Source organism: Winogradskyella aquimaris (genome assembly GCF_042676105.1).
GTDB lineage: Bacteria > Bacteroidota > Bacteroidia > Flavobacteriales > Flavobacteriaceae > Winogradskyella > Winogradskyella aquimaris.
In genome coordinates this window covers 75,880-90,629 of sequence record NZ_JBHTJQ010000010.1, presented here as the reverse complement: position 1 = coordinate 90,629, position 14,750 = coordinate 75,880, and the positions used below count along the sequence as shown (strand labels likewise).

Below are 14,750 nucleotides of genomic sequence, written 5' to 3'. Positions count from 1 at the left end.
ACTATTAACCAAAGCTTTAGGTTAATTCAATATGTTTTTTTTCAGCATAGTTAAAACCTTGTTGCCACCATTTTTCCATTAATCGCTTACTAAAAATCAAAGAGTTTTCCGTTAAACTTGTAGGCGTGTAATACAGGTTTAGCTTAACATTCCTGTTTTTTGCCGCAAGCTGACCAATGACAATATCATTTCGCTCGACTTGATCGAGCAAATGCCCAAATAAATTCATCATTAAGGAGAATGGATTTTTACCCAACACGCGTTGTTTCCCTAGGTTTTCAGCTTCAAGAACAATAGCATCAACTTCCGTTGCTCCTCGTAATATAGCTTCTCTAATGGGAATCACACAGCCCAATCCACCATCAGCATATTCATAACCATCTACCTTTGCCAAAGACATAAACGGAATGTAATTGCACGAAATCCAAATCCAATTGCAAAACTCTTCGTAAGTGCAATCGTTAATCGATTTATATTCTACACGGTTCATGGATAAGTTTGAAACCGTTACAACCACGTCATGCCTTATAGCCTTTATTTCTTCATATTCTTCTCGAGTGAAGTTCCGTTTTATGTTTCGCCGAAGCGCTTTACTTTCACCAAAGGTTCTTTTCATTTTAACGAATTGCCACAACGAATTCACAAAATCGATAGATACATATTCACGATCTCCTTTTTTACGCTGTACAAAAGGACTCACACTAAAAATATCCTGCTGCTGTACATTAGTAAAAATATTATAGATTTTGTCAATTTTATTTAACGCCAAATGCGGCACCAACAAGCTTCCCGTAGAGGTGCCCAGAAACATATCATACTCACGCTTTTGACGTTGCATAAGGTATTGGGCAACACCACCAGCAAAAGCGCCTTTACTCCCTCCTCCTGAAATGACTAATGCTCGCATTATTGTTTGTTTTCTAATTTTTCTAACATGTCCTTTGCAAACTTAACCATTCTCCAGTTATGATGGGATGATGCTTTTTTGAGATTGGATTTACAGATGTCGTTGCACGCATTCATTAGATTTAAGTAGTTAAAAGCATTCATCCGTAAATCTGCATTGTAATGTTCGTCTGTGTAGCTTACGAGTTCCTCAAATAGCTCTTGCTTGCTATCCGCCTGGTAAAACGGAGTGTTTAAATTTAAAGCAATCCAGAGCAAACGCACATTCTTATCATTAAAACCGACCACATTTCTAGTTTTGGACAAGTATTTTGCTCGCTCTTCAGGAAACGTTGTCCAAAGATTATACAATGCATTCTCGATGGTAATGTACGATTTATCGTCTAACAAGGATTCATAGTCCTCCTTTAATCCCATTGGGACTTGCCTAACATATTGCGAAATCGCCTGTCTAACTTTTAAACCTTGCTTAAAGGTATCTTTGGTAACGAGTTCTGGCACCTGCGAAATCACTTTCACCTTGGCATCATCAGAAGCATAGTATCTTAAATAGTCTTTACATTTTGATGTTTTAGCCTCACAATCTACCATTAGGTATTCATTAATAAACGTAGATTGCTCCTGCAACAAACCAAAAGCAGCATCTACGGGAAAGTCCTTTTGCTTTATCCAAACATTGACAAAGGCATTCAAGGGTTTACCATAATACCACTCTACTTCTTTGATAAAGTCTGAAGTTTCTACCGTTGCAAACTGATGATTTTCTAAATAGGCTTTCACAGCTTGTTTAAAAGGGACGTCACCAACCAAACTGCGCAATGTATGAAGCACCCAAGCTCCACGCTGATAAAACGTTAAACTACTTGATTTCGGATTCAGAAGCGATGTTCCTTTACCAGACAAATCCTGACGACCTAAATCTACGGCAGATTCATATAGCTTAAAATAATAATGATTATCACCAAAAATTTCACGCTCAGCCAATAAGGCATAATACGTTGCGAAGCCCTCTTGCAACCAATGATGCTCACCAGATGTTGCGGTTAACAAATCACCAAACCATTGGTGCGCTAATTCGTGCGCATTTACATTGACATAGTTTTTGTCATTAAAACCTATATCATCTACCATAAAAGCATCTGAAAAAATTGTACAGCTCGTATTTTCCATACCAGCATATAAAAAATCGTGTACTGGTACTTGTTTATAGTTTTGCCATGGATACGCAAACCCAATCTCTTCCTCTAAAAAATCAAACATCTCCTTAGAGTAACGATAAGTAGGCTCTACCTTTAAAGAATCTTCTGGATAGTAATAATATTCAAGCGGAATACCACTTTTAGAAGTTTCTGTTTTTTTGTTGTATTTACCAACAACCAACGCAACCAAATAGCTTGACATAGGTTTTTGCATATCGTAACGCCATACAATCGTTGAGTCGTTGGTTTGTTTCTTCGTTAGCTTACCGTTTGCTACAACTTCATAGTCCTTATCATAGGTTATGGATAAATCAAATTCTATTTTGTCATTGACGTCATCGAGACTTGGCAGCCAATTACTGGTATATTTTCCTTGACCTTGGGTCCAGATTTGCGATTCGCCATTTTTATTAACGAAGTAAAGTGCTTTTTTTGGGGTCGCTTCATATTCAAAATGGAAATTATAAATAGAATCCTTAGCAAAATTTCCTTTTAACCAAATTTTACTTCCATCATAAGAATACTTCAAACCATTATTAACCCTTTCTGGTATAGCCATATCCAATTTAAATCCTTTGGCATCAATAAACACGGAGTCAATAGGCTTCAAAATCATAAATTTAAAAACTCCGGCCCCATAAACTGAAGAGGAATCAGGCTCAAGCCCAATCGATGCTTCCAAACTTAAAAAATCCACATATTGGGTCTGTTGACCAGCACAAAAGCTGATTTGAAAAAGAAATAAAACAACAAGAATTTTTTTCATAGCATAAATCTACACAAGGATAACGCCAAAATACAAATCTAATCCTACAACTTTTATAGAAATCATTTAAATTCGCCCTATGAGTGTGAACTTACAAACACCTATCGATTACCTCAAAGGAGTTGGTCCTAACCGAGCCGATTTATTGCGCTCAGAGTTGGGCATTCACACCTATCAGGATTTAATCAATCTGTTTCCGAATCGCTATATAGACCGTACTAAATATTACAAAATCAATGAATTACAGCGCAATAGTGCAGAAATACAAGTCGTTGGAAAAATAACCGCATTTAGGGAAGTTGCACAAAAGCGCGGTAAGCGCTTAGTAGCCGATTTCAGGGACGATACCGGCATGATGGAACTTGTATGGTTTAGAGGGCAAAAATGGATAAGAGAAAGCCTTAAAATCGGTCAGCCTTATGTGATTTTTGGTAAAACCAACTGGTTTAATGGTACGTTTAGTATGCCACACCCAGAATTGGAATTGCTATCAGAACACGAAAAAAACCTGCGTTCTGCTATGCAAGCCATTTATCCATCTACCGAAAAATTATCCAACAAAGGCATTACCAATCGTGTGATTAGCAAAATCATGCAGCAGTTGTTTTTGGAAACCAAAGGAAAATTTGCCGAGACCTTACCCGATTCCATCAGAGGCGAATTAAAATTATTATCAAAATCCGACGCACTTTTTAATGTGCATTTCCCAAAGTCTCCAGAGCTTCTTGCAAGAGCTCAATTTCGATTAAAATTTGAAGAATTATTTTACATTCAATTACAACTGATTCTGAAAAATTTAATCCATAAGTCAAAAATTAAGGGCTTTGTTTTTGAAAAAGTTGGAGACTATTTTAACACCTTTTTTAATGAGCATTTACCATTTGATTTAACCAACGCACAGAAACGCGTTCTTAAAGAAATTAGGGCCGACTTAGGAAGCAATGCACAGATGAACCGACTTTTACAAGGAGATGTGGGCTCCGGAAAGACCATAGTAGCGTTCATGTCAATGCTCATGGGACTTGACAATGGTTTTCAATGCTGCTTAATGGCTCCGACTGAAATTTTGTCAGTTCAACACTATAACAGTTTATATGAATGGTGTAATAAATTGAATATCAGTATTTCATTACTTACAGGTTCAAGTAAAACTTCAGAACGCAAGATTATTCATGAAAATCTCGAAAATGGCAATTTACAGATCCTAGTTGGAACACATGCCCTTCTTGAAGATAAGGTGAAATTTAAAAATTTAGGGCTCGCTATTATTGATGAGCAGCATCGCTTTGGAGTGAAACAACGATCCAAATTATGGCATAAAAATGAGTTACCTCCAAATGTATTGGTCATGACCGCGACTCCAATTCCAAGAACTTTAGCCATGTCTGTTTATGGCGACTTGGATATCTCCATTATAGACGAACTACCTGCTGGTAGAAAACCGATAAAAACGGTACATCGTTATGACAATAATCGGCTAAAAGTTTTTCGATTCATGAAAGACGAAATCGCAAAAGGTCGTCAAATCTATGTGGTCTATCCTTTAATTCAAGAAAGCGAAACCATGGATTATAAAGATCTAATGGATGGTTATGAAAGCATTGCTAGAGAATTTCCTACTCCTGATTATCAAATCTCCATTGTACACGGTAAAATGAAAGCCGAAGACAAGGATTATGAAATGCAACGCTTTGCTGATGGCAAAACGAATATCATGGTGGCTACAACCGTCATTGAGGTTGGTGTTAATGTTCCCAATGCGTCTGTAATGGTCATAGAAAGTGCCGAACGCTTTGGTTTATCACAGTTACACCAGCTTAGAGGTCGTGTTGGCCGTGGTGCTGAGCAGAGCTATTGTATTTTAATGACAGGCCATAAGTTGAGTAACGATAGTAAAACCCGATTAGAAACCATGGTCCGCTCTAGCGATGGCTTTGAAATTGCTGAAGTCGATCTAAAACTTCGTGGACCAGGTGATATCATGGGCACGCAACAAAGTGGTGTTCTCAATCTTCGGATTGCAGATATTGTAAAGGACAAGGATATTCTAGAACGTGCCAGATACCATGCTAAATCTGTTTTAAATCTCGACCCTAGTCTGGCCTTGCCAGAACACAAGGTTATTTTGAACACCTACCGACAAATGAGCAAGTATCGAAATATTTGGAATTATATTAGTTAATTGATTTTAGTTTCAAAATAATCCTAAAACACCTGCTTGCTGGTAGATAGGATTTCAGGATGATACTTTGTATTAAAAAAAAAAAAGGCCTGGCACCAACTACAACCAGACCTTTCAAAACATAACCAAACGTGTTTTGCTGATGAATGTACGTTCAAGGTAGACCGATTTTAAAAGCAAGCCTGTTAGCGACTTGTTAAAGAACAGTAACCAATTGTTAATTAACGTATTATTAAGAGCATAGAAGTATTAAAAGATAATTTCTACAAATCCATTATATTAGATGCACTAACTAATATAACTATGCTCACCAAACTCGGCCAGAAATTTACAGACGGTTTTACCAAATACATGCCAAGTGCGTATGTGTTTGCCCTTTTATTAACTATAATTACAGGTGTTTTGGCACTGGCATTTACTGAAAGTGAACCCATAGATATATTAGCAGGTTGGTATAACGGTTTTTGGGATCTTCTAGCTTTTGGGATGCAAATTGTACTCATCATTATAACGGCCTACTGCATTGCGCAATCCTCTCCCGTAAAAAAAGGCATAGACTATATTTCCAAATTCATAAAAACACCAACACAGGTGTACTTAATTATCATAGCATTTGGTGCGCTGTTATCATTAATTAGCTTCGGGATGGTGGTAGTTACAGCTATTTTAGGCCGTGAGCTGGCCCTACGAATTAAAGGGATCCACTACCCTTTTTTGGTAGCTTGTGTATATTTTTCTTTTAATGGTTGGGTCTGTGGACTATCGAGTTCGATTGCACTATTATTGAATACCGAAAACAATTTTTTAATACAAAAAGGTATTTTAAACGATACTATTTCCACCAGTTATAGCCTAGGATCAACACTTAATATGGTTATGATTTTACTGTTTGTGGTGCTGTCACCAATCTTGATATGGCTGCTCATTCCAAAATCACATGAAGGCAAGGAATTAAAAGACTTACAGACCTCCATAGACGAAGAGGAAAGCTCTGTTAAAGAGGAAGCCCATTCGTATAAATTGCCTTACAAAGCCTTGTCCGACAGTTTAAATAATGCTGGCTGGCTACAGATTACCGTAGCCATTTTAGGACTGATTTACATTATCCACCACTTTACCACCAAGGGTTTTGACCTCAATTTCAACATTATGATTTTTATCTTTTTTGTGGCTGGAATGTTCTTGCATATGACTCCTATGCGCTACAGCATCGCCATGAAACGTGCCAGCAGCAATATTTCTGGAGTACTGTTTCAATATCCATTTTACGCGGGTATTATGGGTATAATGCTGGCCTCTGGTTTGGGTGAGAAAATTAGCCATGTTTTGGTATCTATTGCCACACCAGAAAGCTATGCCTTCATTGCTTATGTAACGGGAGGAGTCATCAACTTTGCCATACCCTCAGCTGGAGGTGAATTTGCCGTTATAGGTCCAAGTATTATTAATATGGTGAAAGGCCTTGGGTCACCTACTGACGTCACGGCAATGACTGCCAGAGCCTCTATGGCTGTGGCCTATGGCGAAAGTCTTAGCAATTTACTGCAACCCTTCTTTTTGCTGATTGTCTTCCCAGTTATGGGTAAAGGCATTAAGATACAAGCGAGGGATGTGGTAGGCTATTTGTTTATCCCGTTTGTGGTGTTGTTTGTAATACAGGCGTTGATGGTGACGTATTTGCCATTGTAGTTTTTTTAATTGCGATAAGCAATCGTTAATTCAATCTCACAATTTAAAACACGCAACATGAGATATTTTATTACCATACTTACTTTAATGGCTATCCTTTTTATAGGTCAATTATTTGAATTCAAGTTACCTCACATATTAAATATATCATTAGTCATTTTATGTTTTGCGATATTCATATTATGGGAATACAACACCTTAAAAAAGGAATATGTTGCAGACTTTAAAATAAGAAGTCAACGAAAGCACATTGATATTTTTAATCTGCTTTACTCTGTTTTTATGACATTATTGTTATGGCCTTGGGAAGGTGATAGAGATATAATTTATCTTATTTCTTTATTCTGGATTGCCACCTTGACTGAACTGATATTTTGGTTTGTTTATAAAAAACTGAAACCTAATAGAATATACATTAAAGACAATACCCTCATTTTAAAGAATCGTTGGGTAGAAGTACGCAATGTAAATGAACTCATAAAAATAGATTTTAACCGATTTACAAATAATCTAAACCTTCATTTTAGAACTAAATCTGAAGTCTCAATAAATATAAAAGATTATAAACCTGAGGATTTAGAAAAACTGCTGGAAATACTAATTGAAAAATCTGATCACGATGTTTTTATACCAAATGGATATAAACTTAAATTAAAAAATTATCATTAATAATTTAGTTTAAAAACCCCTTCTACCCCATCCCAATAACTAAAAACTACCCTTTGCGTTTTTGGTCTTAAACGCCATATTTTTAAATGATAAATTAAAATAAATCGAATGTTTTTTGCTAATTATCAGTTTTATAACAATAAATAGCGTATGTTTGTCCCGTTCAAGATAGAACACCTTTTAATATTAAGGTAATATACAGTAATTGCAGTTTAAGAGCTCAGCTCTTCTTTCCTTCTTTATTTTATCACTACTTTATTTTTTAAGACTCAAAAAACTTTCGAAGAGCTTTTTATGGCCTTTCATGAAAGTCTAAACGAATACCCTATTCTTGAACAAACAAATTTTTTTAACATTAAAATACAAGTAAGATGCAAGAAGGCACAGTAAAATTTTTCAACAACGCCAAAGGATTTGGTTTTATCACTTCAAAAGATTCTAACGAGGATATTTTCGTTCACTCTACAGGATTAATTGATAACATCAAAGAAGACGACAAAGTTCAGTTTAAAACAGAGCAAGGAAAAAAAGGATTAAATGCTATTGATGTTGAAGTTGTTTGGTAATACAAACCATTTTAACTCTTAGTTAATTATAAAAAGATTGTCTTGTTGGACAATCTTTTTTTATATCCATATCTGAGCTTGAATTTGTGAGTCTCAATAACTCTTCAACGTAAACCCAAAAGTTAAAAACTGGTCTTCACGCTTTTGGCCCTCAATCACAATACTCTCGTAGGTCCGTAGATAATTTATTTTAAAGTTGAGGAATTTCCAGATTGGGAATTCCATTCCGAAATCGGCTTGCCAACGATAATTATTGCTTTCTTCCAAAGACGGTTGAAAATAACTTTCATGACTTAAAATCACCTTGTCTTTGAACAAATAGTACTTACCACTGACCCAAACCGTCCCACGCCAAGTATCAATTTCATCTTTGCCATCGTACTCGTCTAGATTAAAATCGGTATTCTTAAAATTGGTTTGCTCGTATTCACTAGTCAATGAAAATTTTAACCAGTTTTTTTCTTTCTTATACAACTGTACCGTAACACCACCACCCAGTAACGAACGAGCATTGATTTCACGTCTAAAATTGGTACTAAAAAAGCCTAAAAGTTGGGGGTAGATCTTTCTTTCGGGATTAAAGTAAAGAAAGTTGAGGCTCAAAAAGTCCGCATCAGCTTTTTCTTTTCCAAATTCCTGATACACATAAGAATTTTGGGTTTTAACCACCCATTTTTCCAAAGGTTTATAAGTGACCCCTGACTTGGCTCTAAAAATCAAAGTTTCGACATTCCCACCTTGCCAAAAACCGGTAAGCGACAGATCGGCTTTCACCTTTAACGAATCGCTTTCATTAATTTGTCCTGAAAGCAAAATTGGAAATAGCAATAAAAGATATAACGTCCTTTTCATTTCTAGCATCATGAGATTATACTTCTATAGAAAACGCGAAGATATTTATTTATGCACTTTTAAGCGCGAAGACACCTAAAAATCTACGATAACGTTTTCTGAAATAAAAATTCCAACGGTTTTGATGTAACATTTTACGATAACGACATCTAAAGGGAAATTAAAACATAAAAAACATGAAAACTATTGCACTATTAATCCTTTCAACATTTTTCTCTTGGACCTTTACTACAGAGCAAGCCCCTAAACCTATCCATGTAGAAGTTTCTGGTAATGGCAATCCCATTATTTTCATTCCTGGATTTACAGTTCCTGGTGAGGTTTGGAATCCTGTAGTTAAAGAATTAGAGAAGACTTATGAATGCCATGTAGTCACTTTAGCAGGTTTTGGTGGTAAGGCACCTATTGGATTTCCTTGGTTACCAAAGGTAAACGACGCCCTACAGAACTACATCTCTAAGAACAATTTGGAAAATGCAACTATAATTGGTCATAGCCTTGGCGGCACTATTGCCACATGGTTGGCCTGTAGGGAAAATTCAAAAGTGTCTAACATCATTATTGTAGATGCACTGCCTGCTGCAGGAGCTTTAATGATTCCAGATTTTAATCCAGACAACTTGGCGTATGATAGCCCATATAACAATCAACAATTGGCCATGGATGACGCTCAGTTTGAACAAATGGCCACCATGATGTCGCAAGGCATGAGCATGAACAAAGAAGCTCAAGAGGACATTAAAAAATGGATCATGACCTCTGATCGGAAAACTTATGTCTATGGTTACACAGATTATTTAAAACTAGACCTTAGGGAAGATTTAAAAAATATAAACATACCAACAACGATTATTGCAGCTCCTCAACCATTTGGAAAAGAGGTGGTCACGAAGAACTACCAAGACCAATACGCCAATCTGAAGGATTATAATTTTATTTTAGCGGAAGATGCTGCACATTTTGTGATGTTAGACCAACCTGAATGGTTTTTGAGGACCATCAAAACGATTTTATCAAATCAATAAATGATTAAAGAAGAAGACTTTACAGCGTTATACCATACGCATGCACCAAAAATACGAAGGCTATGTATGGGTTATGCTTCTGGTAATCAAGATCTCGCCAATGAGTGGCTTCAGGAAACCTTTATTAAAGTGTGGAATCATAGAAAATCATTTAAAGGAAGGGCTTCAGTTGATACTTGGATTTATAGAATAGCGGTGAACACCTGCTTAAGTGATTTGCGCAAGGCCAAGAAGAATATTCCAATAAATGAAGCTATTTTAAAAGACAATGAGAGTGACGATGAAATCCAAAAACAAGAATCCAGACTTAAAAAGATGTACAATTGTATCGATCAACTCACAGAACAAAATAAGACTTTAATCCTTTTAGAATTGGAAGATGTACCACAAACTACTATTGCAGAAACGGTTGGATTAGCCCACGGTACGTTAAGAACACGATTAAGCCGTATACGAAAATCACTTTTAAAATGTATTACAAATGGAGAATGATATATTAAACACCATATGGAGCAGCCAAAATGATAAGGCTATTATTGACCCTAAAACCGTTATAGGTAAAGCCAAAAAACAACGTAGAAGACAATATTGGTCTGTGTTGATTATGAGTTTAACGGTGATCATACTGATTGGTTACACCATTTTTGTCTCACCAAAACACTGGAACAATTTCACTCTAGGTCTCTTGTTAATGATTTCTAGCTTGGTCTTTAGAATTGTTTTGGAACTCACAACGATTCACCTAAAAGAAAGCAAACTCATTTCCTTAGACAGCAAGTCTTACAAGAATTACCTTAAGAAGCATTATGAATTGCGTCTATGGGTGCATTACGTAATAACACCAATTTGCTTAGCGACCTATATTTATGGTTTTTACTTGCTCTTGCCTTATTTTAAGCGTGAGTTTTCTGAAGGCTTTTACCTCTATTGTTTGATTTCAGGATTCGGGTCGATTACCGTGATTATTGGAATAATCATATACAGCATTCGGAAAGAACTACGGTTTTTAGATAAATTGAAACACCATTAAATTATTCACTCAGCAACTCGGCTATAAAGCTTTCAAATTCATTTTTGAAGGCTATGTATTTATCACCGGTTGCTGGGCCGTTAAAACCTGTATGTATCTTTCTTACATTGCCTTTTTTATCAATAAAAATTGAAGTAGGATATGACAAAATATGATTAAGCATAGGTAACTTTTCTTGTGCCAGGGATTTGTCTGCATCACCGTATTGTGCCAAAAGTATTGGATATTCAATACCTATTTTACTTTGTAGCCTATCTATACGACTAAAAGCGGTTTTCTTATCCTTCGCATATTCAAAGGCTAAAGCAATAAATTCTAAATCCTTGTCTTTGTTGCTCTTATAAAAGTCAGCATAGTATTTACTTTCATCCAAACAATTAGGACACCAAGTTCCCATAATTTGAACTACAATAACCTTATCTTTAAAGCGATCGTCTTTAAGACCTACCAACTCATCTGAAGTATTAGGAAATACAAAATCTAAACTATCATAACCGTCTTTTAAATAGGTTAGTGTATTTGCGCTTGGCAACTCATAATTCTCGTTACGCTTAGCTACAAAAGGCTCTTTCCAGTGGTTCCCAGAATAAAATGTGCCTTCCATTGTACTATCGGTAACTTTAGCTGTAAAATAAAAAGCATGAGCTCCATCAAAGGTTGAAAGTTTTAATCTTGTACCATCTAATACACCTTCCAAATAACGATAATCCCCTGTTGTAGTTCTAAAAGTCCCTGTAACCTTACCATCATCTCGTTGTCTAAAAACACCTTTAGCTATATACTCATCACCTTCAATACCCTTGCTAAAAACGGTTTCCCATACACCCTCAATATTGTAGGCCGCACCTGTCCCCGTTCCAAATCTGATGGAATCATTATAGGTCGCGCGAAATGGCACTTTTCGGTTTCTATCAGGGCTTACATAATAACCAATCAAATTATTTTCCTTGGTAATTTTAGCCACCAAATAATCTTTAAATACTGGAAGATTAATATAAACGGAATCTCCTTTGTATTCAATTTCATCCACAACAATAGTTTCTTCCGCATTGAAAATCTTTAACAAGCTATTGGATTCGACCTTAAATATAAAAGGAATTTCCTGATTGTCCTGAATGGGCAACCATGCTCTATACGTTTCTAATTCTAGCTTATTATTGTCTTTCGTATCATTTTTACAAGAAATTAGTAGGCCTAAGAACAAAAGTCCAAAAATATATCGCATTACAAATTGAGTTTTTATAAAGTTCGAAATAACAACAAATCCCTTACATAAAAAAGCATATTCATTTCATTAACATACAAGTATTATTATCTTTGTGCCTTCATTGAACTGACATTATGAAGATTTCATACAACTGGTTAAAACAGTTTATAAAGATAGATTGGGATGCCGAGAAAACAGGTGAATTACTTACAGATCTTGGACTAGAAATTGAAGGTATAGAAACCTATGAATCCGTTAAAGGTGGATTAAAAGGTATTATTGTAGGTGAAGTATTAACTTGTGTGCAGCACCCTAATGCAGACCGACTTAAATTAACGACTGTAGATATTGGCGAGAAAGAACCCGTACAAATTGTTTGTGGTGCACCAAACGTCGCTGCTGGACAAAAAGTCCCTGTAGCCACTATTGGCACAACACTTTATACCGCTGAGGACGAAGCCTGGACAATTAAAAAGGGAAAAATCAGAGGCGAAGAAAGCCAAGGAATGATTTGCGCTGAGGATGAAATTGGTCTTGGTGAATCCCACGATGGTATTATGGTGTTGAATGCCGACTTAAAAGTAGGCACTCCTGTTGCTGAAATTTTTGAAGTAGAAAATGATGAGGTTTTTGAAATTGGCCTAACACCAAACCGAGCGGATGCTATGAGCCATTATGGAGTGGCTCGCGATTTGAGAGCTGGTCTTCTTCAAAAAGAGAAATCACTAGAACTTATTACACCATCGGTGATGTCTTATCATGTAGATACGAGATCGCTCAAAGTTGATGTTGATGTTAAAGATAAAGAGAAATGTCCGCGCTATTGTGGTGTTACTATTTCTGGAGTTAAGGTAGGGCCGTCTCCCAATTGGTTACAAAACCGTCTTAAAGCTATTGGATTGTCTCCTATCAATAACATTGTAGATATTACCAACTACGTACTTCATGAATTAGGACAACCATTACACGCCTTTGATGCCAATAAAATTTCAGGGCATAAAGTTGAGGTAAAGACGTGCAAAGCTGGAACAAAATTCACAACCTTAGATGAGGTTGAAAGAGAATTACACGAGGATGATTTAATGATTTGCGATGCCGAAAAACCAATGTGTATCGCAGGTGTGTTTGGAGGTATCGACTCTGGTGTGACCGAAGGAACAACCAATCTGTTTTTAGAAAGCGCCTATTTTGATCCAGTGAGTATTAGAAAAACGGCAAAGCGTCACGGACTTAACACAGATGCGTCCTTTAGGTTTGAAAGAGGTATCGATCCAAATATTACAGAATATGCGTTAAAGCGTGCAGCACTATTAATCACTGAAATTGCTGGAGGCGAAATAACAAGTGACATTTCTGATGCTTATCCTAATAAATTTAAGGATTACGAAGTTCGTCTCAGTTTTGAGAACGCCAAGAAATTAATTGGAGAAGAAATCCCAAAAGAGACGATTAAAAGTATTTTAACCTCTTTAGAAATCAAGGTTAATAATGTTACTGAAGCTGGTTTAGGGTTAACTATACCGGCCTACAGAAATGATGTACAGCGAGAAGCGGATGTTATTGAAGAAATCCTCAGGGTTTATGGTTATAATAATATTGGCACTACCGAAAAGCTCAACGCTTCAATTTCTAATTCTACACGTTTTGAAGATTATAAACTTCAAAATATCATTGGTAACCAATTAGCTGCTCAAGGGTTTTTTGAGATCATGGCAAATTCCCTCACAACACCGAAATATGTTGAATTAAGTGAGCAATTAGACGCAACGCACAACGTAAAAATGTTAAATCCTCTGAGTACGGATTTAGAAGTAATGCGTCAATCGATGTTATTCTCAGGGTTAGAGGCTATAGCTCATAACATTAACCGTAGGCGCTACGATTTAAAGTTGTTTGAATTTGGAAAAACATATCATCAGTATTCTGAAAGCAGAGAAGAGTTTAAGCATTTGGCACTTTTTGTTACAGGTAATAAAACCCAAGAACGCTGGAACTCACAAACATCACCGAGTGATTTCTTTTATTTAAAAGGTACTATTGAGGCTATTTTAGAACGTTTGGGGTTGAATAAATTAAAGTCTAGTCCTCATAAAACTGATATCCTAAGCGAAGGTATGAGCCTATCTCTTGGAAAGAAAAAACTCGTTGAATTTGGGTTAGTCAAAAAATCGGTACTTAAACATTTTGGAATTGCTCAACCTGTTTTATTTGCTGATTTTAATTGGGATAATGTTTTAGATATGGCAAAACACAATTCCATTAAATTTACAGCTATACCTAAGTATCCTGAAGTACGCAGGGATTTTGCACTCTTGCTAGATAATCAAGTTACCTTTGAGGACATTTATACCATTGCTAAACAAACCGAAAAGCAATTACTTAGAAATATTAATTTGTTTGATGTTTACGAAGGGAAAAACCTGCCTGCTGGTAAAAAGAGTTATGCCGTGAGTTTCACTTTGCAAGATGAAAACAAAACATTGACGGATAAGCAGATAGATAAAATAATGTCTAAGTTGCAATCCAACTTTGAATCTAAACTTGGTGCTGAGTTGAGATAATCAACTAGAATATCATTATAAAATCAGAGCCATATTAATCTTAAAATTGATATGGCTTTTTCTTTAAAACATTATCATTTTATTTACATTTTTCAGTA

The 14,750-nt window shown here is 36.0% G+C and carries 12 protein-coding genes; 8 read left to right on the top strand and 4 right to left on the bottom strand.

All coding sequences use genetic code 11. The annotated features are described in order from the left end of the window. Positions 1–16: 16 nt before the first annotated feature. Together ACFQ1K_RS08155 and ACFQ1K_RS08150 are read right to left on the bottom strand one after the other, a co-directional pair. Positions 17–907 (bottom strand): patatin-like phospholipase family protein, encoded by an 891-nt coding sequence (locus ACFQ1K_RS08155; RefSeq protein ID WP_320556329.1) that lies wholly within the window; start codon positions 905–907, stop codon positions 17–19. Next, positions 907–2,871 carry a M1 family metallopeptidase gene (locus ACFQ1K_RS08150; protein WP_320556330.1) on the bottom strand — a complete coding sequence of 655 codons (1,965 nt, stop codon included), beginning with the start codon at positions 2,869–2,871 and terminating at the stop codon, positions 907–909. The genes ACFQ1K_RS08155 and ACFQ1K_RS08150 overlap by 1 nt, the downstream gene beginning before the upstream one ends. 79 nt (positions 2,872–2,950) lie before the next feature. Between ACFQ1K_RS08150 and recG the strand changes: the two genes are divergently transcribed. From recG to ACFQ1K_RS08130, 4 genes are all read left to right on the top strand, one after another. Then, positions 2,951–5,053 (top strand): ATP-dependent DNA helicase RecG, encoded by a 2,103-nt coding sequence (gene recG, locus ACFQ1K_RS08145; protein WP_320556331.1) that lies wholly within the window; start codon positions 2,951–2,953, stop codon positions 5,051–5,053. Between the two features lie 303 nt (positions 5,054–5,356). Beyond that, positions 5,357–6,742: a short-chain fatty acid transporter gene (locus ACFQ1K_RS08140; RefSeq protein WP_320556332.1), complete on the top strand. Its 1,386-nt coding sequence runs from the start codon at positions 5,357–5,359 to the stop codon at positions 6,740–6,742. Positions 6,743–6,799: 57 nt separating this feature from the next. Continuing rightward, the gene (locus ACFQ1K_RS08135; RefSeq protein ID WP_320556333.1) at positions 6,800–7,411 is read left to right on the top strand and encodes a hypothetical protein; all 612 of its coding nucleotides are present in this window, start codon (positions 6,800–6,802) and stop codon (positions 7,409–7,411) included. Positions 7,412–7,782: 371 nt separating this feature from the next. Continuing rightward, positions 7,783–7,977 carry a cold-shock protein gene (locus ACFQ1K_RS08130; RefSeq protein WP_320556334.1) on the top strand — a complete coding sequence of 65 codons (195 nt, stop codon included), beginning with the start codon at positions 7,783–7,785 and terminating at the stop codon, positions 7,975–7,977. 93 nt (positions 7,978–8,070) lie between these two features. On the opposite strand, the gene ACFQ1K_RS08125 is transcribed toward ACFQ1K_RS08130, so the two are convergent. Further along, entirely contained in the window at positions 8,071–8,829 is a 759-nt protein-coding gene (locus ACFQ1K_RS08125) for a DUF481 domain-containing protein (protein ID WP_320556335.1), read from the bottom strand. 176 nt (positions 8,830–9,005) lie between these two features. Between ACFQ1K_RS08125 and ACFQ1K_RS08120 the strand changes: the two genes are divergently transcribed. From ACFQ1K_RS08120 to ACFQ1K_RS08110, 3 genes are read left to right on the top strand one after another with little or no spacing between them, the layout of a single operon-like run. Continuing rightward, on the top strand, positions 9,006–9,854 hold the full coding sequence (locus tag ACFQ1K_RS08120; RefSeq protein ID WP_320556336.1) for an alpha/beta fold hydrolase: 849 nt from the start codon (positions 9,006–9,008) through the stop codon (positions 9,852–9,854). Continuing rightward, positions 9,855–10,346 carry an RNA polymerase sigma factor gene (locus tag ACFQ1K_RS08115; protein WP_320556337.1) on the top strand — a complete coding sequence of 164 codons (492 nt, stop codon included), beginning with the start codon at positions 9,855–9,857 and terminating at the stop codon, positions 10,344–10,346. Beyond that, entirely contained in the window at positions 10,336–10,884 is a 549-nt protein-coding gene (locus ACFQ1K_RS08110; RefSeq protein ID WP_320556338.1) for a hypothetical protein, read from the top strand. Before ACFQ1K_RS08115 ends, ACFQ1K_RS08110 begins: the two co-directional genes overlap by 11 nt. 1 nt (position 10,885) lies before the next feature. Here the strand turns inward: ACFQ1K_RS08110 and ACFQ1K_RS08105 are convergent, their stop codons facing one another. Then, positions 10,886–12,109, bottom strand: coding sequence for a peroxiredoxin family protein (locus tag ACFQ1K_RS08105; RefSeq protein WP_320556339.1), 1,224 nt, complete (start codon positions 12,107–12,109; stop codon positions 10,886–10,888). A gap of 116 nt (positions 12,110–12,225) precedes the next feature. On the opposite strand from ACFQ1K_RS08105, the gene pheT reads away from it, so the two are divergent. Beyond that, a complete protein-coding gene (gene pheT / locus ACFQ1K_RS08100; RefSeq protein WP_320556340.1) occupies positions 12,226–14,652 on the top strand; it encodes a phenylalanine--tRNA ligase subunit beta in 2,427 nt (808 codons plus the stop codon). Positions 14,653–14,750: the final 98 nt, after the last annotated feature.

Coding starts and splice junctions, on each gene's coding strand:
- ACFQ1K_RS08155 (WP_320556329.1), bottom strand. CDS start 907: ATGCGAGCATTAGTCATTTCAGGAGGAGGGAGTAAAGGCGCTTTTGCT.
- ACFQ1K_RS08150 (WP_320556330.1), bottom strand. CDS start 2,871: ATGAAAAAAATTCTTGTTGTTTTATTTCTTTTTCAAATCAGCTTTTGT.
- recG (WP_320556331.1), top strand. CDS start 2,951: ATGAGTGTGAACTTACAAACACCTATCGATTACCTCAAAGGAGTTGGT.
- ACFQ1K_RS08140 (WP_320556332.1), top strand. CDS start 5,357: ATGCTCACCAAACTCGGCCAGAAATTTACAGACGGTTTTACCAAATAC.
- ACFQ1K_RS08135 (WP_320556333.1), top strand. CDS start 6,800: ATGAGATATTTTATTACCATACTTACTTTAATGGCTATCCTTTTTATA.
- ACFQ1K_RS08130 (WP_320556334.1), top strand. CDS start 7,783: ATGCAAGAAGGCACAGTAAAATTTTTCAACAACGCCAAAGGATTTGGT.
- ACFQ1K_RS08125 (WP_320556335.1), bottom strand. CDS start 8,829: ATGAAAAGGACGTTATATCTTTTATTGCTATTTCCAATTTTGCTTTCA.
- ACFQ1K_RS08120 (WP_320556336.1), top strand. CDS start 9,006: ATGAAAACTATTGCACTATTAATCCTTTCAACATTTTTCTCTTGGACC.
- ACFQ1K_RS08115 (WP_320556337.1), top strand. CDS start 9,855: ATGATTAAAGAAGAAGACTTTACAGCGTTATACCATACGCATGCACCA.
- ACFQ1K_RS08110 (WP_320556338.1), top strand. CDS start 10,336: ATGGAGAATGATATATTAAACACCATATGGAGCAGCCAAAATGATAAG.
- ACFQ1K_RS08105 (WP_320556339.1), bottom strand. CDS start 12,109: ATGCGATATATTTTTGGACTTTTGTTCTTAGGCCTACTAATTTCTTGT.
- pheT (WP_320556340.1), top strand. CDS start 12,226: ATGAAGATTTCATACAACTGGTTAAAACAGTTTATAAAGATAGATTGG.